The organism is Pseudomonas sp. 910_21 (assembly GCF_052850735.1).
In genome coordinates this window covers 16,461-36,192 of the sequence record NZ_VXCY01000017.1, presented here as the reverse complement: position 1 = coordinate 36,192, position 19,732 = coordinate 16,461, and the positions used below count along the sequence as shown (strand labels likewise).

16 protein-coding genes are annotated in these 19,732 nt (G+C 60.9%); 3 read left to right on the top strand and 13 right to left on the bottom strand.

Annotated features, from left to right (window positions below):
* Window positions 1-156 precede the first annotated feature (156 nt).
* The 12 genes from FW796_RS31635 to dksA form a co-directional block, all read right to left on the bottom strand.
* Window positions 157-1,023, bottom strand: coding sequence for an oxygenase MpaB family protein (locus FW796_RS31635; protein WP_346636397.1), 867 nt, complete (start codon window positions 1,021-1,023; stop codon window positions 157-159).
* A 51-nt stretch (window positions 1,024-1,074) separates the two neighbouring features.
* On the bottom strand, window positions 1,075-3,012 hold the full coding sequence (gene acs / locus FW796_RS31630; RefSeq protein WP_346636396.1) for an acetate--CoA ligase: 1,938 nt from the start codon (window positions 3,010-3,012) through the stop codon (window positions 1,075-1,077).
* Between the two features lie 127 nt (window positions 3,013-3,139).
* Window positions 3,140-4,804, bottom strand: a complete 1,665-nt coding sequence (gene pgi, locus FW796_RS31625; protein ID WP_123725031.1) for a glucose-6-phosphate isomerase — start codon at window positions 4,802-4,804, stop codon at window positions 3,140-3,142.
* A gap of 458 nt (window positions 4,805-5,262) precedes the next feature.
* A complete protein-coding gene (gene panC, locus FW796_RS31620; RefSeq protein ID WP_404937686.1) occupies window positions 5,263-6,123 on the bottom strand; it encodes a pantoate--beta-alanine ligase in 861 nt (286 codons plus the stop codon).
* Window positions 6,120-6,920: a 3-methyl-2-oxobutanoate hydroxymethyltransferase gene (gene panB, locus FW796_RS31615; RefSeq protein WP_346636393.1), complete on the bottom strand. Its 801-nt coding sequence runs from the start codon at window positions 6,918-6,920 to the stop codon at window positions 6,120-6,122. Before panB ends, panC begins: the two co-directional genes overlap by 4 nt.
* Before the next feature lie 395 nt (window positions 6,921-7,315).
* A complete protein-coding gene (folK, locus tag FW796_RS31610; RefSeq protein WP_346636392.1) occupies window positions 7,316-7,795 on the bottom strand; it encodes a 2-amino-4-hydroxy-6-hydroxymethyldihydropteridine diphosphokinase in 480 nt (159 codons plus the stop codon).
* 3 nt (window positions 7,796-7,798) lie between these two features.
* Window positions 7,799-9,196: a polynucleotide adenylyltransferase PcnB gene (locus FW796_RS31605; protein ID WP_346636391.1), complete on the bottom strand. Its 1,398-nt coding sequence runs from the start codon at window positions 9,194-9,196 to the stop codon at window positions 7,799-7,801.
* A 744-nt stretch (window positions 9,197-9,940) separates the two neighbouring features.
* Window positions 9,941-11,368 (bottom strand): sigma-54-dependent transcriptional regulator, encoded by a 1,428-nt coding sequence (locus tag FW796_RS31600; protein ID WP_346636390.1) that lies wholly within the window; start codon window positions 11,366-11,368, stop codon window positions 9,941-9,943.
* Between the two features lie 22 nt (window positions 11,369-11,390).
* Window positions 11,391-14,345, bottom strand: a complete 2,955-nt coding sequence (locus FW796_RS31595; protein ID WP_446440683.1) for a sensor histidine kinase — start codon at window positions 14,343-14,345, stop codon at window positions 11,391-11,393.
* Window positions 14,329-14,505 (bottom strand): hypothetical protein, encoded by a 177-nt coding sequence (locus FW796_RS31590; RefSeq protein ID WP_003176118.1) that lies wholly within the window; start codon window positions 14,503-14,505, stop codon window positions 14,329-14,331. Before FW796_RS31590 ends, FW796_RS31595 begins: the two co-directional genes overlap by 17 nt.
* A 77-nt stretch (window positions 14,506-14,582) precedes the next feature.
* Window positions 14,583-15,479, bottom strand: coding sequence for a tRNA glutamyl-Q(34) synthetase GluQRS (gene gluQRS / locus FW796_RS31585; protein ID WP_346636388.1), 897 nt, complete (start codon window positions 15,477-15,479; stop codon window positions 14,583-14,585).
* A 136-nt stretch (window positions 15,480-15,615) separates the two neighbouring features.
* Window positions 15,616-16,056 (bottom strand): RNA polymerase-binding protein DksA, encoded by a 441-nt coding sequence (dksA, locus tag FW796_RS31580; protein ID WP_011063504.1) that lies wholly within the window; start codon window positions 16,054-16,056, stop codon window positions 15,616-15,618.
* A gap of 340 nt (window positions 16,057-16,396) precedes the next feature.
* Here dksA and FW796_RS31575 point away from each other — a divergent pair, with 340 nt between their 5' ends.
* Both FW796_RS31575 and sfsA read left to right on the top strand, forming a co-directional pair.
* On the top strand, window positions 16,397-17,569 hold the full coding sequence (locus FW796_RS31575; RefSeq protein ID WP_346636387.1) for a pyridoxal phosphate-dependent aminotransferase: 1,173 nt from the start codon (window positions 16,397-16,399) through the stop codon (window positions 17,567-17,569).
* Window positions 17,569-18,282, top strand: coding sequence for a DNA/RNA nuclease SfsA (sfsA, locus tag FW796_RS31570; protein WP_346636386.1), 714 nt, complete (start codon window positions 17,569-17,571; stop codon window positions 18,280-18,282). Before FW796_RS31575 ends, sfsA begins: the two co-directional genes overlap by 1 nt.
* Here the strand turns inward: sfsA and FW796_RS31565 are convergent.
* Window positions 18,279-18,596, bottom strand: a complete 318-nt coding sequence (locus tag FW796_RS31565; RefSeq protein ID WP_446440682.1) for a Rieske (2Fe-2S) protein — start codon at window positions 18,594-18,596, stop codon at window positions 18,279-18,281. The genes sfsA and FW796_RS31565 overlap by 4 nt on opposite strands.
* A 218-nt stretch (window positions 18,597-18,814) precedes the next feature.
* On the opposite strand from FW796_RS31565, the gene FW796_RS31560 reads away from it, so the two are divergent.
* Window positions 18,815-19,690: a heme/hemin ABC transporter substrate-binding protein gene (locus FW796_RS31560; RefSeq protein WP_446440681.1), complete on the top strand. Its 876-nt coding sequence runs from the start codon at window positions 18,815-18,817 to the stop codon at window positions 19,688-19,690.
* Window positions 19,691-19,732 lie beyond the last annotated feature (42 nt).

Below are 19,732 nucleotides of genomic sequence, written 5' to 3'. Positions count from 1 at the left end.
CGAATCCTTATGTTCGGTGGCGGGGAGCTGCGACGCGTGGGGCTCGTGAAATGGCCCGCGCAGGCGTTTGCAGTGCGGAAAATCATGGTTGCACACAACCCGGGAGACCGGCCAATCGCGAACCGGCCGGTCGTGTTGTGCATGAGCGGTCGGCTTCTACAGACCCATGCGTCGTTTCGCCCGATGCACTGAACTGTCCCGCACCGCCCAGCGCAGCATCGGTGTACTGCGTTTGACGCTGGCTCGAATCAGCTGACGTTGCAGCGGGTTCTGATTGACGTCGAGCATGGCGCTGGCCCAGTCCGGCAGCAGGTCGATACCGGCCTGCATCATCAATGAGCCAAAGGGCTTGGCCAGGCGACTGGGGGCGGGAGCCGCCTGTAGCAGACGCAGAACCTCCCGACTGCGCTCGTCGCACAGCAGTTGGGGACGCATAGCCTGCAGGTAGTCGGCCACCGCCCGCCGCGAGCGGGGTACATCCCGGGCGCCGAGACGTTCGGCGATCAGAGCAATCTCGTCGTAGTAGCGGTCCTGGTCCGCCCCTGACAGACGAGGGTTGAGGTAGCGCAGGTGAGCGGCGAGAAAACTGCTGACTTCCGCCACATGCACCCAGGTCAACAGTTCCGGATCGCTGGCGGCATAACGACGGCCATCAGGGGCGGTGCCCACTATATGCAGGTGAATAGTGCGTACTTTGTCGATCAGCCACTCGGCGTCCTGACGGGAGCCGAAGGTGGTGCCGGAAATGAACTGTCCGGTGCGGCGCAGGCGGCCGATCATGTCCTGGCGAAAGTTCGAGTGGTCCCAGACCCCGGCCAGAGCCAGGGGGTGCAGGGCTTGCATCAGCAAGGCACTGATGCCACCGATCAGCATGCTGCTGAAGTCGGCATGTACCTGCCAACTGATCGACCCCGGCCCGAACAGGCCGGGGTCGCCCTTGGGATGCTCCAGGTCGAGTTGCCCCAGGGAGAGGCCTGACAAGCTCATGACCTGGCTTTCGATACGGCTGCGAATGAATTCCATGACAGCTCGGTGCGGGTAGTGAAAAAAGGCGCGGCCATGGCCGCGCCGGTTTCAAGCGTTCAGGCGCTTGGCGATCAGCCCGTCCACCACACTGGGGTCCGCCAGGGTCGAAGTGTCCCCCAAGGTATCCAGTTCGTTGCAGGCGATCTTGCGCAGGATACGCCGCATGATCTTGCCCGAGCGAGTTTTCGGCAGGGCCGCAGCCCACTGGATCAGCTCCGGTTTGGCAAAGCTGCCGATTTCACGGCTGACCAGGGCCAGCAGTTCCTTTTTCAGTTCCTCGTCGGGTTCGATGCCTTGCATCGGCGTGACAAAGGCATAGATCCCCTGGCCCTTGAGGTCATGGGGGTAGCCCACCACCGCCGCTTCGGCGATGCCGTCGTGGAGCACCAGCGCGCTTTCCACTTCGGCAGTGCCGATGCGGTGCCCGGAGACGTTGATCACATCATCGATGCGCCCGGTGATCCAATAGCTGCCGTCCTCGTCCCGGCGCGCGCCGTCACCGGTGAAGTAGTAGCCGGGATAGGGCGCGAAGTAGGTTTCGACCATGCGCTTGGGATCGCCGTAGACGCTGCGTATCTGCGCCGGCCAACTGGCCTTGATGGCCAGGATGCCGCTGCCGGTACCTTGAATTTCCTTGCCCTGGTCGTCCAGTAGCACGGGTTGTACGCCGAACATCGGGGTTGAGGCGCAGCCGGGTTTGATCTGCTGGGCGCTGACCAGGGGGCTGAGCATGATGCCGCCGGTTTCGGTCTGCCACCACGTATCGACGATCGGGCAGCGTTGCTCGCCCACTACATTGAAATACCACTCCCAGGCTTCCGGGTTGATCGGCTCGCCAACACTGCCCAAGAGACGCAGGCTGCTGCGGGAGGTGCGTTGTACCGGGTCGTTGCCTTCGCGCATCAGGGCCCGCAGGGCGGTGGGGGCGGTGTAGAAGATGTTCACCTGATGCTTATCCACCACCTCCCAGAAACGCGAGGTGCTGGGGTAGTTGGGCACGCCTTCGAAGATCAGCGTGGTGGCGCCGTTGGCCAGGGGACCGTAGAGGATGTAGCTGTGGCCGGTGACCCAGCCGACGTCGGCGGTGCACCAGAAGACCTCGCCGTCGCGGTAGTCCAGCACGTACTTGAAGGTCATGGCGGCCTGCAGCAGATAACCGCCAGTAGTGTGCAGTACGCCTTTGGGTTTGCCGGTGCTGCCGGAGGTATAGAGGATGAACAGTGGGTCTTCGGCGTCCATCGGCACGGGGGCGCACAGGTCGCTGGCCGCGGCCACGGCCTGCTGGTAGGAAATGTCGCGGCCCTCTACCCAGTTCACGGGGTTGCCGGTGCGCTCGACCACCACCACGCTGCTGACGTCCGGGCAACTGAGCAGGGCCTTGTCGACGTTGCTCTTGAGGGGAATCTGTTTGCCACCGCGCACGCCTTCGTCGGCGGTGATCAGGGTGCGGCAGTCGGCGTTGAGAATCCGGTCGCGCAGGGCCTCCGGGGAGAAGCCGCCGAACACCACCGAATGCACGGCACCGATCCGGGTGCAGGCGAGCATGGCGTAGGCCACTTCGGGAATCATCGGCATGTAGATACACACCCGGTCGCCTTTTTTCACGCCACGGCTTTTCAGCACGTTGGCCAGGCGGCAGACATGCCCGTGAAGTTCTTTGTAGGTGATGGAACGGGAGTCGGCAGGATTGTCGCCCTCCCAGATGATCGCGGCCTGATCACCGCGCTTTTCCAGATGACGATCGATGCAGTTGTAGCTGACGTTGAGCTGGCCTCCGCGGAACCAGCTGGCTTCACCGGTGCGGATATCGTGGCTGTGCACGCTGTCCCAGGGGCTGCTCCAGTGCAGGAAACGCTTGGCCTGCTCGGCCCAGAACACATCTGGTTGCTCAATGGATTGGCGGTAGAGGTGGTGGTAGTCGTCCTGACTCATTTGCGCCGCCCGGCGGACGGCATCGGCTTTCGGAAAAGTGCTGATATCGAACATGACGGTTCCTTATTCTTGTTTTGCGACAAGTCATAAGGGTGCGCACAAGTGTCAGGAAGGTTCAAGGGGGGAGGGCCGGGGCCCAGACGGGAGCCGGCGCACCGGCTCCCGGAGGAGAGAAGGTTGATCAGCCGCGGTGACGGCCGCGGAAGTAGTTGATCAAGCCTTGGGTCGATGCGTCGTCAGCCAGGGTCTCGTCGCTGCCGACCAGGCGGTTGTAGACGCCCTTGCCCAGCTCTTTGCCCAGTTCCACGCCCCATTGGTCGAAGGCGTTGATACCCCAGACCACGCTTTGCACGAAGACCTTGTGTTCGTACAGGGCTACCAGGGCGCCCAGGCGCCGCGGGCTGATGCGCTCCACCACCAGGGTGTTGCTCGGACGGTTGCCGGGAATCACCTTGTGCGGCGCGAGTTTCGCCACTTCGGCTTCGCTCAGGCCTTTGTCCCGCAGCTCGCTCTCGGCTTCGGCGCGGGTCTTGCCCAGCATCAGCGCCTGGCTCTGGGACAGGCAGTTAGCGTACAGCCACTGGTGGTGGTCGGCCACCGGGTTGAAGCTGACGATCGGCACGATGAAGTCGGCCGGAATCAGCTGGGTGCCCTGGTGCAGCAACTGGTGATAGGCGTGCTGACCGTTGCAGCCTACGCCGCCCCAGATCACCGGGCCGGTATCGGTCGCTACCGGAGTACCGTCCTGGCGCACACTCTTGCCGTTGGATTCCATGTCCAATTGCTGCAAGTGCTTGGTGATGTTGCGCAGGTAGTGGTCGTACGGCAGGATCGCGTGGCTTTGCGCGCCCCAGAAGTTGCCGTACCACACACCCAGTAGGGCCAGCAGTACCGGCATGTTCTGTTCGAACGGTGCACTCTGGAAGTGCTGGTCCATGGTGTAGGCACCGGACAGCAGTTCCTTGAAGTTGGACATGCCGATGGCCAGGGCGATCGGCAGGCCGATGGCGGACCACAGCGAGTAGCGACCGCCAACCCAGTCCCACATCGGGAAGATGTTCTCTTCACGAATACCGAAGGCCACTGCCGCCGCATTGTTGCTCGACACGGCGATGAAGTGGCGATGCAACTCGGCTTCGGAGCCGCCCTGGGCCAGGTACCAGGCCCGCGCCGCCTGGGCGTTCTTCAGGGTTTCGAGGGTGTTGAAGGACTTCGAAGAGACAATGAACAGTGTGGTTTCTGCACGAATCTTCGCCGAAAGCTCATGGAACTCGCTGCCGTCGATGTTGGCCAGGTAGTGGCAGCGCACGCCTTTCTGGGCGTAGGACAACAGCGCTTCGGATACCAGTTCAGGGCCGAGGAAGGAGCCGCCGATACCGATGTTGACCACGTCAGTGATGGGCTTCTCGGTGTAGCCGCGCCACAGGCCGTCGTGGATGCGTCCTACCAGTTCGGTGATCTGGTTCAGTACCTTGTGTACTTCGGGCATCACGTTGACGCCATTGACCGACAGCTTGTCGCCCACTGGGCGGCGCAGCGCAGTGTGCAGTGCCGGGCGGCCTTCGGAGGCGTTGACCAGCTCACCGGTAACCATGGACTTGATGGCATCGGCCAGACCGACTTCCTTGGCCAGATTCACCAGCAGTTCGCGGGTCTGGCTGGTGATCAGGTTCTTCGAGTAGTCGAGAAAGAGTCCGCAGCTGCTCAGGGTAAATTGGCTGAAGCGCTGAGGATCGGCATTGAAGGCTTCGCGCATGCTGAAATCCTGCATGGCTTGGCGGTGTTCTTTCAACGCTTGCCAGGCGGGCAGAGCGGTAACGTCGTGAGGAGTGCGGTAGTACGCCATCGCTGCGGTTTTCCTTTTGCTTGAACTGCCTTTTGGACACTGAGAAGCCCGGAACGTCCTGCGCGGTCTCAAGGACCTCGTTCGTTCAGCCCTGTGCTGATTCGATTAATCTCCCAGGGCGATAACAGTAACCCCAGCGTGCTGTTCTGTCTTGGCTTTGTCCGACTTGTGGCCGGTACTATTTTGTACTGGCGGGGCCAATCAGGGCTGCATGGGGGGCTTTCAGCGGGAATAAACGGGGTTGGACTCGGGTGACCTCAACGGGGACCCCATGGCGTTATGGTTCCGCTCGTTGCCGGGGACATCTAGAGTCTGCGAGGTTTGAAACTGAGCCGATCGGCAAGATGGCACGCATGGGAAATTCCTGGGTCGGATCCTCGAACAGGACCTGCAGTATTAGCTGCAGGCCCCAGCCGGCGGCAGTTTGCCCGAAGGTTGGCATTCGGGCAATCAGGCGTTCATGCCGGCGTATCAAGGTCCAGATGCAGGTTGTCGATCAAGCGTGTAGCGCCCAGATAAGCCGCCACCAGAATCACCAGGTCGCGGTCTTCGGCAGTGGCAGGACGCAGGTTCTGCCCATGACGAATTTCCAGGTAATCCCGGCGCAGGCCGGCCGCTTCGAGCTGCTGCTGGTGCTCGGCCAGTAGCGTCGGATAGTCACGCTCGCCGTCCCGAATGGCCTGGGCGATCTGGCTGAGGCTGCGGTATAGCACTGGGGCGATGGCACGTTGTTCTGCACTCAGGTAGCCATTGCGCGAGGACAGGGCCAGGCCGTCGGCGGCTCGCACCGTTGGCTCGCCGATGATCTGGATCGGCATGTTCAGGTCATGTACCAGGGCACGAATGACCGCCAACTGCTGATAGTCCTTCTGACCGAAGACCGCTAGGTCAGGCTGGACCATGTTGAACAGCTTGCTGACCACCGTGGCCACGCCTTCGAAATGCCCGGGACGGCTGGCGCCGCACAGGCCTTCGGACAGCTGTGGCACGCTGACCCGGGTCTGTCCGGCCATGCCGTCGGGGTACATCTCTTCGACACTGGGCGCGAACAGCAGCTGGCAGCCGGCTTCGAGCAGTTTTTCCTGGTCGGCGGCCAGGGTGCGCGGATATTTGTCCAGGTCTTCGCCGGCGCCGAACTGCAGCGGGTTGACGAAGATGCTGGCAACCACGAAGTCCACTCGTTGGGCGGCCTTGGCCACCAGGGCGGCGTGACCGCTGTGCAGGTTGCCCATGGTGGGCACGAAGCCAATCCGCTTGCCTTCGCTGCGGGCGCGGGCGACCGCAGCGCGCAATTCGCGCACGGTTTTAACTGTATTCATGCAGAGAACCCGTGTTCGGCGCCTGGGAAGGTAACGGCCTTGACTGCTTCGACATAGGCGCTCAACGCCGCCTGGATGCTGTCTTTGCCGGCCATGAAGTTCTTCACGAACTTGGGCGAGCGACCGCTCAGGGACAGGCCCAGCATGTCGTGGATCACCAGAACCTGGCCGTCGGTGGCGCTGCCGGCACCGATGCCGATTACCGGGATCTTCACGGCCTGAGTGATTTCCGCCGCCAGCTCACTGGGGACGCACTCGAGCAGCAACATGGCGGCACCGGCCTGCTCCAGGGCAATGGCATCGGCACGCATCTGCCGCGCCTGGCTCTCGTTACGCCCCTGGACCTTGTAGCCGCCCAGGACATTCACTGTTTGTGGGGTCAGCCCCATGTGTACGCAGACCGGGACGCCGCGTTCGTTCAACTGGCGAACCGATTCGGCCAGCCAGGCGGCACCTTCGATCTTGACCATGTGCGCGCCGGCCTGCATCAGCTGGGCCGAGCTGCTCAGGGCCTGTTCGGTGGTGGCATAGGACATGAAGGGCAGGTCGGCGAGGATCAATGCACCGTTGTTGCCGCGTTTGACCGCCGCGACGTGGTAGGCCATATCGGCGTTGCTCACGGGCAGTGTGCTGTCGTGCCCTTGCAAGACCATGCCCAGGGAGTCGCCTACCAGCAGGACTTCGACGCCGGCTTCACAGCAGGTGTGGGCGAAGGTGGCGTCATAGCAGGTCAGCATGGTGATCTTCTCACCTTTCTGCTTGAGGCTTTGCAGGGTAGTCAGAGTGATGTCTGGCATGAAAAGGGGTCCTCATTTCAGGCGCTTTGGAAACTACTGCGAGTAACGCGCGTGATTCTTCGTTATTCAGGCGCACGGTCTTTTGTCGTGCTTATACAGCCTGGTTCCAAGCGGTTTGAAAGCAGTACCGGGATTCGCGCTGGTGGCGCTGGACGCATTATTCTGTGCCCAGAAGAGGCTGTGCACCAGCGGGTGCCACCGCCGTTGTACAAGCGCCTTGGCCTAGCGTTTCCTGGGGTCGCCGCGAACAAGCCTCGCTTGAATTGCGCCCTTTAACGCCGGGATGGCGGCAACGGGACGCCTATAGTCGTGATGAGGACTCGGGAAGTCAATTAGATGTGTTACCGCCTTGTTACGTCGGGAGTGTTACCGCCGTTACTGATGCGTTTCAGCGGTTATTTCAGACGTTCCAGGCCGACAAATGGACAGGCAACGAGCAGTTCCTGCAGGGTGCGTCCGTCGGCCAGTCTCAATTCGGCAGGGGCTAGTTCCGCCAGGGGGTAGAGGACAAAGGGGCGGGCCTGCATGTGGTAATGAGGGACCTTGAGGCGCGGCTCGTCGATCAGGCGGTCGCCGAACAGGAGGATGTCCAGGTCCAGGGTGCGGGGGCCCCAGCGTTCATTGCGCTCTCGGCCTTGCTGGTTTTCGATGGCCTGCAGTGCATCAAGCAGTGCCAAGGGTTCCAGATCACTATCCAATGCCGCCACGGCATTGGTGTAGCGTGGTTGGCCGGGAAGCAGGGAGTCGCTTTGATAGAAGGCCGACACGCCATGGAAGTGGCTTGCGGGCAACTGCGCCAAGGCCTCGAGTGCGCTGCGCAGTTGTTCTTCAGGGGCAGCCAGATTGCTGCCCATGCCAATGTAGATACGTTCCATCCATTACTCGCCTGAAGCGCTGGAGCCGCCTGCACGCTTGCGTTTGGCACCGCTGCTGCGCCGACGCTTGCGTGGCGCGCCGCTGGCGTCTTCCTTGCCGCTCAGATCGCGGATCATGTCGCGGCGTTCGGAGTCATTGGCGTCCTGGTAGTCGGTCCACCATTCACCCAGGCCGTCGGTCTGCTCGCCTGCACTTTCACGCAGCAGCAGGAAGTCGTAGCCGGCACGGAAGCGTGGGTTGTCCAGCAACTGGTCGGCGCGCTTGCCGCTGCGCCGTGGCAGTCGCTCCTGCATGTCCCAGATCTCGCGGATCGGCATGGTGAAGCGCTTGGGAATGGCGATGCGCTGGCACTGTTCGGCGATCAGTTCGTGGGCAGCTTCCTGCATGGCCGGGATTGGCGGCATGCCGCGTTCCTGCAGGCGCAGGACCCGGGCGGGCAGGGCTGGCCAGAGCAGGGCAGCGAAAAGGAAGGCCGGCGTCACAGGCTTGTTCTGCTTGATCCGCAAGTCGGTGTTGATCAAGGCTTCGCTGATCAGCGTATGGGTGTAGGTCGGGTTGTATTCCAGGGCTTCGGCGCTGGCCGGGAACAACGGATCGAAGAGTTGCAGGTCCACCAGCATTTCGAAGGTGTCGGCTGCGTAGCCGGAGAGGAACAGTTTGAGCACTTCTTCGAACAGGCGTGCGGAAGGGATCTCTCGCAGCATGGGGGCCAGTTCGCGGATTGGCGTTGCGGTGTGTTTTTCGATACCGAAGTTGAGTTTCGCCGCGAATCGGACGGCCCGCAGCATCCGCACCGGGTCTTCCTGGTAACGCTGCCGAGGGTCGCCGATGAGGCGGATCAAATTGTTGCGAATGTCGTGTACGCCATTGGCGTAATCGAGGATGCGTTCGCTGACCGGATCGTAGTACAGGGCATTGATGGTGAAGTCGCGGCGTTGCGCGTCTTCTTCCAGGGTGCCATAGACGTTATCCCGCAGGATTCGCCCGCTTTCATTACGGGAGGATTGATTGCTGTCTTCCTCGTCGTCGTTCTGCGGGTGATTGGCGCGGAAAGTCGCAACCTCGATGATTTCGCGACCGAAGTGGATATGCACCAGTTTGAAACGTCGGCCAATGATCCGTGCGTTACGAAACTCGGCCTTGACCTGCTCCGGTGTGGCGCTGGTGGCGACGTCGAAATCCTTGGGGGTGATATTGAGCAGCATGTCGCGCACGCAGCCGCCTACCAGATAAGCCTGGTAGCCGGCGTTCTGCAGGCGTTCGACGATATTTACCGCATACCGGCTGAACTGGGCACGTTGCAGCGAATGCTGGCTGCTATTGAGCACTTCAGGGGTGCTGCGTTTATGTTGCGTACGACGCAAGGGAGAACGGAATGACTGGAACAGCTTCTTCAGCATGGGATGCACTGTTTGAAGGAATGTTCGGCCAAAACGAAGAATGACCGCATGATGGGCGGGGATTCTAGCATTTAGTCGAAGGATGGTGTAGGAAGCTGCCGCGACTTGTGCAGGTCTGCGCAAAGGTGCGATCTAGCGGGGCTGGCGTGGGTTTTATGAGGAAAAATGCGAACTCTGGAAACCACAAGGGGAGCCGAAGCTCCCCCAGAATAGTTGCGTGCTCTATTGTTATTATTGGTTTCGGGCTTCTTGTTTTTGTTAAACGCCCTTGTCACTTGGATTACCCAGAGTGACCCTCCCAATCGGGAGCCAAGAGCAAACGGATTGCTTTGATCGCTGAGTTGCAATGACCTTTCGATCCAACCAGTTCAGGCTCTGCCTTAGGGCAGTTTTTGTTGTTCTCGGCCTGGTTGTGGGGCAAGCCCCAAATACAACGCCTCTCCAAAAGAATCAGTTAGCTGCGCCTCCGCCGTGTTGTTTTTATTATGCGTGAGTCGATTCGTCTTATTTTTATTGTCTTGTGCATTGCTTGTTATTGTTCTTGTACCAAACATATAGCAGGTGCCGTGCCAACTTTTGTGATCCCCAGTAAAACAAGGGGTTAGGCGTGCCAGGCGGTGTTTTTCAGGCCAAAAAAAACCGGGGCTTCGTTACCTTTAGCCCCGGCTTTTGTTACGTCCAATTACACAGGTAACAGTTTTTTTCACAAAGTCGAGCGTTACCCGCACTCTGGTCAGCACGGGTTCAGCTTTCGCTGGCTACCCCGCTTTTGCGTCGCGGGATGCCCAGGCGTTGGCGGCGTTCCCAAAGGCATTTGCGGCTGACACCCAGTTTGCGTGCCAACTCGGTCTCGGTCATGTGGTCCTGATGTTCGAGGACGAAGTGCTGGAAGTAGTCTTCCAGAGACAGGTCCTCGGTGGGCTCGTGGCTGGTGTTGCCCTGTTGCGGTGGCAGGCCGACGAAGTCATCGTCCTCGAGGTCACTCAGCTCGATATCGATCCCTAGCAGGTCAGCGGAGATTTCCGGGCTTTCGCACAGGATTACTGCGCGTTCTACCGCGTTCTCCAGCTCGCGCACGTTTCCTGGCCAGGAATAATGGCGAATAGCCTGTTCGGCATCGGCGGCGAACTTCAGGTCCGAACGACCGATGCGTGCACTCTGGCGGGCGAGGAAGGCATTGGCGATTTCAATGACGTCGGCACCGCGCTCGCGCAAGGCTGGCAGTTTCAGGGCGATCACGTGCAAGCGGTAATAAAGGTCCTCACGGAACTGGCCGATCTTGGAGAGGCTCTTCAAGTCGCGGTGAGTCGCTGCAATCAGGCGGACATCGACTTTTTGCGACTGCACAGACCCCACGCGCCGGATCTCACCTTCCTGCAGAACCCGCAGCAGACGCGCCTGGGCCTCCAGAGGCAGTTCACCGATTTCGTCGAGGAATAGTGTTCCGCCGTCCGCTGCTTCCACCAGGCCCGCACGACCGGCGCTGGCGCCGGTGAAAGCACCTTTCTCATGGCCGAACAATTCGGACTCGATCAGGGTTTCCGGAATGGCCGCGCAGTTCACCGAGATCATCGGGGCCTTGGCGCGCTTGGACAGATTGTGCAGGGCCCGGGCCACCAGTTCCTTACCGGTACCGGACTCGCCCTGGATCAGGACATTTGAATCTGTTGGCGCTACTTTGCGGATCTTGCTGTACATATCCTGCATGGGCGGGCAGGAGCCGATGATGCCGATTTCGCCGTTGTTGTTGCTGGCGCCGGCCTTGTCCGCAACCGTTCCCGTCCTGGCTGCTGGGCGATCTGCCGATGCGTTCTCGGCACTTTGTCGGTCGCGGAGAATCCGTGCCACGGCCTGGAGCATTTCATCGTGGTCGAAAGGTTTGGCGATGTAGTCCACCGCCCCCATTTTCATCGAGTCCACAGCCGAGCGCAGGCTGGCGTAGCTGGTCATGATCAGCACCGGAGTGCCCTGGCCGAGCTTGATCAGTTCGGTACCCGGGGCGCCAGGCAGGCGCAGGTCACTGACAATTAGGTCGAATGTGGGAATGCTGAAGCGTTCCTGGGCTTCCTGCACCGAGCCGGCTTCGCTGACCTGGTACTGGTTACGTTCCAGCAGGCGACGAAGGGCGGAGCGGATAATGGTTTCGTCTTCGACGATCAGAATATGCGGCATTGATTCAATTCTCTCGACGGTCTCAGTTCACAGCGGACGTCGCTTCGACATGACGCGGTAAAGTCACCCGAATACGGGTACCGCGTTGGCTTTGTGGATCGGCCGGGCTGTCGATGGTGATTTGTCCATAATGCTCTTCAACGATGGAATAGACCAGCGCAAGGCCCAGTCCGGTGCCTTCCCCAGGGTCCTTGGTGGTGAAAAACGGTTCGAACAATCGATCCATGATGTTCTTGGGAATACCGCTGCCTTCGTCTTCCACGATCAGATCGACCGTGTGCTCGAAAGCCTCGCTCTTGACGCGTACAGCGCTGCCGGGAGGAGAAGCGTCGCGGGCGTTGGACAGCAGGTTGATCAGCACTTGGGCCAGCCGCTGCGGATCACCATCGACCCAGTGGTCGGGATCACACAGATTGAAGAACTGCACTTCGAAATTGCGCCGGTTCAAGGCCAGGAGACCAATGGCATCCTGGGCAACTTCAGCCAGGCATACGGCTTCGTCGTTGTGCTGATGGCTACCGGCGTGGGCAAAGCTCATCAGTGACTGGACGATGCGCGAAATGCGCTTGGTCTGTTCGAGGATCTGCTCACTGATTTCCGTCAGTTCACCGTCTTCTTCACGCTCTTCCCGCAGGTTCTGCGCCAGACAGGCGATGCCGGTGATCGGATTGCCGATCTCGTGAGCCACCCCGGCAGCGAGGCGTCCGATACTGGCCAGACGTTCAGAGTGCACCAGCTTGTCTTCCAGGGTCTGGGTTTCGGTCAGGTCTTCCACCAGTAACACCAGGCCGCTGTTACCCGGTGCCAACGGCTCGTCGATGGCCGCCTTGTGCAGGTTCAGCCAGCGAGTCTGGCCGTCGAGGGCCAGATGCTGCTTGTGCAAGTGCTCGTCTGGCAGGTTGATAAAGCCCTGCAGCAGGTCTTTCCATGGATTGGTGATGGTACTCAGGCGTGACCCCACCACATGCTGGGCGGGAATACCGGTCAGTTCCTCCATGGCCTTGTTCCACATGAGGATCTCCTGATCCTTGGCCAGGGAGCAGACGCCCATGGGCAGTTCCTGCAGGGTTTGTCGGTGGTAGCGGCGCAGGGCATCGAGCTCGGCGGCCAGGCCGGTCAGGCGTGAGTGGTAGTCCTCGAGGCGGCTTTCGATGAAATGGATGTCTTCGGTGACATAGTTTTCTCCGCCGGCCTTGTATGGCAGGAAGGTTTCCACCATGTCCTGGGCGACACTCGGCCCCATCAGGCCGGACAGGTTGGCCTCGATACGGTCACGCAGACGCCGCAAGGCATAGGGGCGGCGTTCGTCGAAAGGCAGATACAGGTCGCGCAAGGCTTGTTCCACCTCCTTTTGCGCAGCCTTGGCGCCCAGCGGCTTGGCCAGTTGAGTGGCGAACTCCTGGGGTGAGGCAGCATGCAGTTCCCGGCGCTGCGGGCGACGCACGTTGTCCACCGCGCAGGCTTCGGCAGCACTGGCTTCTTCGGCGCTGGCGTTGGTGAACAGCGAAATCAGGGTGAACATCAGAACGTTGGCTGCCAGCGAGGCGATGGCTGCCATGTGCCAGCTAGTGTCGTCGAGGACGTAGATCATGTTCAGCAGCGGGATGTAGAAGCCCTGCAGGTTGCCGATCAGAGGCAGCAGCATGGTCACCAGCCAGACCAGAATCCCTGCCAGCAGCCCGGCGATGAAGCCACGACGGTTGGCGGTCGGCCAGTACAACACCGAGAGCACGCCGGGAAGAAATTGCAGGGTAGCGACGAAGGCGACGATTCCCAGGTTGGCCAGGTCCTGTTCGGCCCCCAGCAACAGGTAGAAGGCGTAGCCGGCCATGATGATGGCGACGATCAGGGCGCGACGAGTCCACTTCAGCCAGCGATAGATATTGCCTTCTGCGGGCGGCTGGTAAAGCGGCAGCACCAAGTGGTTCAGGGCCATCCCCGACAAGGCCAGAGTGGTGACGATGATCAGGCCACTGGCGGCCGAGAGCCCGCCGACATAGGCCAGTAGCGCCAGGGCTGGGCTGTTGGCCGCGATACCAATGCCCAGGGTGAAGTATTCCGGGTTGGTGGTGGCGCCGAGCTTGAGTCCGGCCCAGAGAATCAGCGGCACCGCCAGGCTCATCAGCAGCAGGAACAGCGGCAGCCCCCAGCTGGCGCTGACCAGGGCTCGGGGGTTGAGGTTTTCGGTAAAGGTCATGTGATACATGTGCGGCATGACGATCGCTGAAGCGAAGAACACCAGCAGCAGGGTGCGCCACGGACCCTCTTGCAGTGGAGTGTGCAGCGCGGCGAGGGCAGTCTGGTTCTGCAGCAGCCAGAGCTCCAGCTGTTGCGGACCATCGAAGACCCCGTACAGCGCATACAGGCCGACGCCGCCGATGGCGATCAGCTTGATCACCGATTCGAAGGCAATGGCGAACACCAGGCCTTCGTGTTTCTCCCGGGTAGCGATGTGCCGCGAACCGAAGAAAATCGTGAACAGGGTGATCAGCGCGCAGAAGCTCAGCGCTACTCGATGTTGCACCGGTTCATGGGTGAGGATGCCGATGGAATCGGCCACTGCCTGGATCTGCAGGGCCAGCAGGGGCAGGACTCCCACCAGCATGAAAATGGTGGTCAGGGCACCGGCCCAGGTGCTGCGGAAACGGAAGGCGAACAGGTCCGCCAGGGACGACAGTTGATAGGTGCGGGTGATCTTCAGGATCGGATACAGCAGCACCGGCGCCAGCAGGAAGGCCCCGGAAACCCCCAGGTAGCTGGAGAGGAACCCGTAGCCGTATTGATAGGCCAGGCCCACCGTGCCGTAGAAGGCCCAGGCGCTGGCATAGACTCCCAGCGACAGGGTGTAGGTCAGCGGGTGGCGAATGATCGAGCGCGGAATCATGCCGCGCTCACTGATCCAGGCCACCCCGAACAGCACCAGCAAGTAGGCGGCGCTGATCAGGATCATCTGGGTCAGGCTAAAGCTCATCGGCATCTTTTTGGCTCTGCAGGATGAAGGTCACGACGATCAGAATCAGCCAGAGCAGATACGGGCGATACCAGGCGCCAGTAGCATCGATCCACCAATCCATGATGGCGGGGGAGAATAGATAGATCCCCACTACCAGGAGTAGGACCAAGCGATAGATGTACATCTCGGCCTCTCTTTATTGTGTGCGTGCCCGAAAACGTGCGGCGATGGTAACGGATGGGCGCCAAGCTGCAAGGGGCGTCAGCTCAATTGGGCTTCCGGCACGCTCAGTGTGCGTGGAATCAACTCGGCATCCCAGTGGACGATGCCCCACTTCATGATCTGAGCCACGCTCGCATGGGTGAGTTCGACAGGCGGTTTCTGGCCCAGGGCCCGCAGCGCCCGCAGCAGCAAGGGCGGCGCCTGCTCCTCGGCCAGTGGTGGCGAACGGTAGGACTTGCCCAGTTTTTGTCCGTCCGGCTGAGTAATCAGCGGTACATGGAGGTAGCGTGGTTGGGATAGTCCCAACAGTTCCTGCAGGTACAGCTGGCGGGGAGTTGAGTCCAGCAGGTCGGCGCCGCGCACGATATCGGTGATGCCCTGCCAAGCGTCATCGAGCACCACAGCCAATTGATAAGCATAGAGGCCGTCACGGCGTCGGATCACGAAGTCTCCGACTTCCCGGCCCAAGTGCTGGCGATACTCGCCCTGGACCCTGTCGTTGAAGCGGTACTCGAGCTCCGGCACCCGCAGGCGGATTGCCGCGTCTTCCTGGGCGTGACCAAGGTTGCGGCACAGCCCCGGGTAGATGCCGTGGTAGGGCTCCAGTTGTTTGCGAGAGCAGGTGCAGGCATAGGCCAGGCCTTGATGGAACAGCCGGTCAATGACTGCTGCGTAAGCATCGTGGCGATCGCTTTGGCGAACCATTTCGCCGTCCCATTCGAAGCCGTAGCTTTCCAGGGCCTTGAGAATCGCTGCCTGGGCCCCCGGCTCTTCCCGGGGCGGGTCGAGGTCTTCCATGCGCAGCAGCCAGCGGCCGCCGACGGCTCGGGCATCCAGATAGGAGGCAAGAGCCGCGACCAGTGAGCCGAAATGCAGGTAGCCGCTGGGGGTGGGGGCGAAGCGCCCGATGTATGAAGCAGATGTGGAGGCAGTCATGGGCAGGATGCTATCGGGTCTGGCCCCGGAGTGATGACAGGGTCGGGGGGATCGCTTTCGTGAGCTCGCTTCTGCAGAGGAAGGCGGAAACGAAAACGGAGCGTGTATACGCTCCGTTTCAGGTTCAGGCCGACTATTACTTGCCGACTTGCTTTTCCTTGATTTCCGCCAGGGTCTTGCAATCAACGCACATATCGGCGGTTGGGCGGGCTTCCAGGCGGCGGATGCCGATCTCGACGCCACAGGATTCACACCAGCCGTATTCTTCGTCTTCGATCAGTTGCAGGGTCTTGTCGATCTTCTTGATCAACTTGCGCTCACGATCACGGGCGCGCAGTTCAAGGCTGAACTCCTCTTCCTGGCTGGCACGGTCGGCCGGATCAGGGAAGTTGGCCGCTTCATCTTTCATGTGATCAACAGTGCGGTCGACTTCCTGCATCAAGTCCTGTTTCCACTTGTTCAGGATCTTGGTGAAGTGCTCACGCATGGGCTTGCCCATGTACTCTTCGCCCGCAGTTTCAACATAAGGTTCAAAACCGCTGATCGATTGAATCTGTTGCTTTGCTTGGGTGGGCATGAATGGACCGCCTCTACTCTTGTAATCCATTGCGCAGGATTGCTCCATCTCCGACACTTGCCGGCCCTGCGGCTGCAAGCGGGCGAACTTACCAGATCAAACCAGAGCGCGCTACTCCCGGTTGTCGAGCCTATGTCCTGCCTAAGTCCGTAGATACTGGAAAAGGATGACATGGCTTGCAGATCGGTCTGTTCAATCATTGATTTTAGTCAAATCTGCGGTTTCTGTTTGCACCAGTTGGCACAAGGCAACAGACCGCACGGATGTCGCTGGGTTCTCCCGGGCTTCACTGGATGGGTAGAATCGGACTTTTGCTCCCCCCTCGAATGAAGGAAGGCTAATGGCTCTGCCCTACAGTGCGCGCAGTCGCGCTATCGAACCTTTCCATGTCATGGCCCTGCTGGCCCGCGCCAATGAGTTGCAGGCCGCCGGACATGATGTGATTCACCTGGAGATCGGCGAGCCGGACTTCACCACCGCCGAGCCGATCATCAAGGCCGGGCAGGCGGCGTTGAGCGCCGGCAAGACCCGTTACACCGCAGCGCGAGGTATCCCGGAGCTGCGTGGGGCAATCTCCGGTTTCTACCAGCAGCGGTATGGCCTGGATATCGACCCCGAGCGGATCATGATCACTCCCGGAGGCTCCGGCGCGTTGCTGCTGACCAGCAGCCTGCTGGTGGACCCGGGCAAGCACTGGCTGCTGGCTGACCCGGGCTATCCGTGCAACCGGCATTTCCTGCGTCTGGTTGAAGGCGCGGCGCAGTTGGTGCCGGTAGGGCCGGATGTGCGTTATCAACTGACTCCTGACCTGGTGGAGCGTTACTGGGATCAGGACAGCGTCGGCGCCTTGGTCGCTTCTCCGGCGAACCCTACCGGGACTGTGCTCAGTCGTGATGAGCTGGCGGGCCTGTCCGCTGCTATCAAGGCTCGCAACGGGCATCTGGTGGTGGACGAGATCTACCACGGCCTGACCTATGGCACTGATGCCGCCAGCGTGCTGGAAGTGGATGACAGCGCTTTTGTCCTGAATAGTTTTTCCAAGTATTTCGGCATGACTGGCTGGCGCCTGGGGTGGCTGGTGGCGCCGCCTGCGGCTGTGGGTGAGCTGGAGAAACTGGCGCAGAATCTCTACATCAGTGCGCCGAGTATGGCCCAGTACGCCGCTCTGGCCTGTTTCGAACCGCAAACCATCAGCATGCTGGAGGAGCGTCGTGCCGAATTCGGGCGTCGCCGGGATTTCCTGCTCCCGGCCTTGCGCGAGTTGGGTTTTGGTATCGCCGTGGAGCCTGAAGGGGCCTTCTATCTGTACGCCGATATCAGCGCTTTTGGTGGTGATGCCTTTGCTTTCTGCCGGCACTTCCTGGAGACCGAGCATGTGGCCTTCACTCCCGGCCTGGATTTCGGTCGTCACCAGGCGGGACACCATGTGCGTTTCGCCTACACCCAGAGCCTGGAGCGCTTGCAGGAAGCGGTGGAGCGTATCTCCCGTGGCCTGCAGAGCTGGCAAGGCTGATGCGCTTCGATCCTCCCTTGGAAGAAGGGCGTCTGCTGCGTCGCTACAAGCGTTTCCTGGCAGACATCGAAACCGCTGCGGGGGAACAGATGACGATTCACTGTCCCAATACCGGCTCGATGTTCAATTGCATGGTCGAAGGCGGGCAGGTGTGGTTCAGCCGTTCCAACGACCCCAAGCGCAAGCTGCCGGGCACCTGGGAAATCAGTGAAACCCCTCAAGGGCGACTGGCCTGCGTCAATACCGGGCGGGCCAACGGCCTGGTTGAAGAGGCGTTGAGGGCGGGGCTGATCAAGGAATTGAACGGCTTCACCGGGCTGAAGCGCGAGGTGCCTTATGGACAGGAGAACAGTCGCATCGATTTTCGCCTGGATTACCCGGACGGTCCGGCCTACGTCGAGGTCAAGAGTGTCACTCTGGGTTTCGATGGCTGCGCGGTGGCGGCCTTCCCCGATGCGGTGACCCAGCGCGGTGCCAAGCACTTGCGTGAGCTGGCAAGCCTGGCTCGGGAGGGGGTACGTGCGGTTCAGCTGTATTGCGTCAATCTCTCGGGTATAGACGCAGTGCGTCCGGCAGAGGAGATCGATCCGGGGTATGCCGCAGCCCTACGGGAAGCGGTGGCGGCCGGCGTCGAGGTGCTGGCTTATGGCGTTCGCCTGACTGCACAGGAAGTTTGTATCGACCGGCGTCTTGAGGTGCTGCTGCAGGGTTAAAGAGCGACCCAGATACCCTGGCCGTCTTCCTCACAGTCGATGGCCCTCAGGAACTGCCCGGCGCATGGCCCTGCCACACATTCGCCACTTTCGATCAGAAACAGTGCGCCATGGGTGGCGCACTGGATCAGGCTGGCGCTGGGATCGAGGAACTGATCAGGTTGCCATTCCAGGGGCACTCCACGGTGTGGGCAGTGATTGGCATATACGTAAGCCTGCCCCTCGCGGCGCACAGCAAAGAGTTTCAACCCCGCAAGCTGGAAACCCCGGCTACTGGCCTCGGGAAGATCGCTCCCGGCGCAAAGAAATTTCATGTCTATCCTCTTGGTCCGAAGGCTCTGCGCTAAGGCTGTCACAGTTTTCCCGTGGCGGCAGGATGAAACATGTCGACGCTTGACTGCTAAATGAAAACAATTATCAAATGGCCGTCTCGCCCGACACGGGGCGCTTGCTCATTTCGATGCCTGCTCTGCCTGGCATGTCACATGGACAGCTGCTTCGCGGGCCCCACGTCTATAAAGGAAATGTACTTATGCGCCTGAGTGCCAGCGCCATTGCGTTCTGTGCCGGATTGCTGGTGAGCCAGTGGGCCACCGCCGATGAGTTGCCGCAGCGTTGGGTCAGTGCTGGTGGGGCTTTGTCCGAGTGGGTAACGGTTCTGGGTGCTGAGTCGAAACTGGTGGGGGTCGATACCACCAGCCAGCATCCGGCATCACTCAAGGCGCTGCCCAGCATTGGTTATCAGCGGCAGCTATCGGCGGAAGGCATCCTGAGCCTGCGGCCGCAGATCCTGGTGGGTACAGAAGAAATGGGCCCGCCGCCGGTGCTGTCACAGATTCGTAGCGCTGGGGTCAAGGTCGAGCTGTTTTCTGCCCAGGCCGATCTTCCTACCTTGCAGCACACTTTGCGGCATCTGGGACAACTACTGGGCCGCGAGGCGCAAGCCGGAGAGCTGTTTCAGGACTATCAAAAGCAGCTTGAACAGCAACAAGCCTGGGTCAGTGAGGTACAGAAGACCCAGGCGTCGCCGGGAGTCTTGCTGCTGCTGGGACATGCTGGCGGCAAGCCGCTGATTGCCGGCAAGGACACTGCGGCGGACTGGCTCCTGCAGCAGGCCGGCGGGCACAACCTGGCGACTCATACGGGTTACAAACCGTTTTCGGTGGAGTCTCTGGCAGGCTTGAGTCCGCAGGTCCTGGTGTTCTCCGATCGCAGTCTGAGCGGTGACGCGGCCCGGGCTGCTCTGTTCAAGGAAAACCCGGTGCTGGCGTCTACCGCGGCGGTCAAGGCAGGGCGAGTGGTCGAACTTGACCCGACCTTGCTGGTGGGGGGCTTGGGGCCTCGGCTGCCAGATAGCCTGAAACGCCTGGCGGCAGCTTTCTATCCCCAGTCCAAGTTGGCCCAATGAGTCGTCTGGTCAAACCTAGAACGCTGTTTCTCGGGCTGGGAG

Bases quoted from the DNA above. Each gene is read 5' to 3' on its own strand.
- panC (WP_404937686.1), bottom strand. From the start codon at position 6,123: ATGAATACAGTTAAAACCGTGCGCGAATTGCGCGCTGCGGTCGCCCGC.
- folK (WP_346636392.1), bottom strand. From the start codon at position 7,795: ATGGAACGTATCTACATTGGCATGGGCAGCAATCTGGCTGCCCCTGAA.
- FW796_RS31560 (WP_446440681.1), top strand. From the start codon at position 18,815: ATGCGCCTGAGTGCCAGCGCCATTGCGTTCTGTGCCGGATTGCTGGTG.
- FW796_RS31595 (WP_446440683.1), bottom strand. From the start codon at position 14,345: ATGCCGATGAGCTTTAGCCTGACCCAGATGATCCTGATCAGCGCCGCC.
- dksA (WP_011063504.1), bottom strand. From the start codon at position 16,056: ATGCCCACCCAAGCAAAGCAACAGATTCAATCGATCAGCGGTTTTGAA.
- FW796_RS31635 (WP_346636397.1), bottom strand. From the start codon at position 1,023: ATGGAATTCATTCGCAGCCGTATCGAAAGCCAGGTCATGAGCTTGTCA.
- FW796_RS31590 (WP_003176118.1), bottom strand. From the start codon at position 14,505: ATGTACATCTATCGCTTGGTCCTACTCCTGGTAGTGGGGATCTATCTA.
- FW796_RS31565 (WP_446440682.1), bottom strand. From the start codon at position 18,596: ATGAAATTTCTTTGCGCCGGGAGCGATCTTCCCGAGGCCAGTAGCCGG.
- acs (WP_346636396.1), bottom strand. From the start codon at position 3,012: ATGTTCGATATCAGCACTTTTCCGAAAGCCGATGCCGTCCGCCGGGCG.
- FW796_RS31600 (WP_346636390.1), bottom strand. From the start codon at position 11,368: ATGCCGCATATTCTGATCGTCGAAGACGAAACCATTATCCGCTCCGCC.
- gluQRS (WP_346636388.1), bottom strand. From the start codon at position 15,479: ATGACTGCCTCCACATCTGCTTCATACATCGGGCGCTTCGCCCCCACC.
- pgi (WP_123725031.1), bottom strand. From the start codon at position 4,804: ATGGCGTACTACCGCACTCCTCACGACGTTACCGCTCTGCCCGCCTGG.
- sfsA (WP_346636386.1), top strand. From the start codon at position 17,569: ATGCGCTTCGATCCTCCCTTGGAAGAAGGGCGTCTGCTGCGTCGCTAC.
- FW796_RS31605 (WP_346636391.1), bottom strand. From the start codon at position 9,196: ATGCTGAAGAAGCTGTTCCAGTCATTCCGTTCTCCCTTGCGTCGTACG.
- panB (WP_346636393.1), bottom strand. From the start codon at position 6,920: ATGCCAGACATCACTCTGACTACCCTGCAAAGCCTCAAGCAGAAAGGT.
- FW796_RS31575 (WP_346636387.1), top strand. From the start codon at position 16,397: ATGGCTCTGCCCTACAGTGCGCGCAGTCGCGCTATCGAACCTTTCCAT.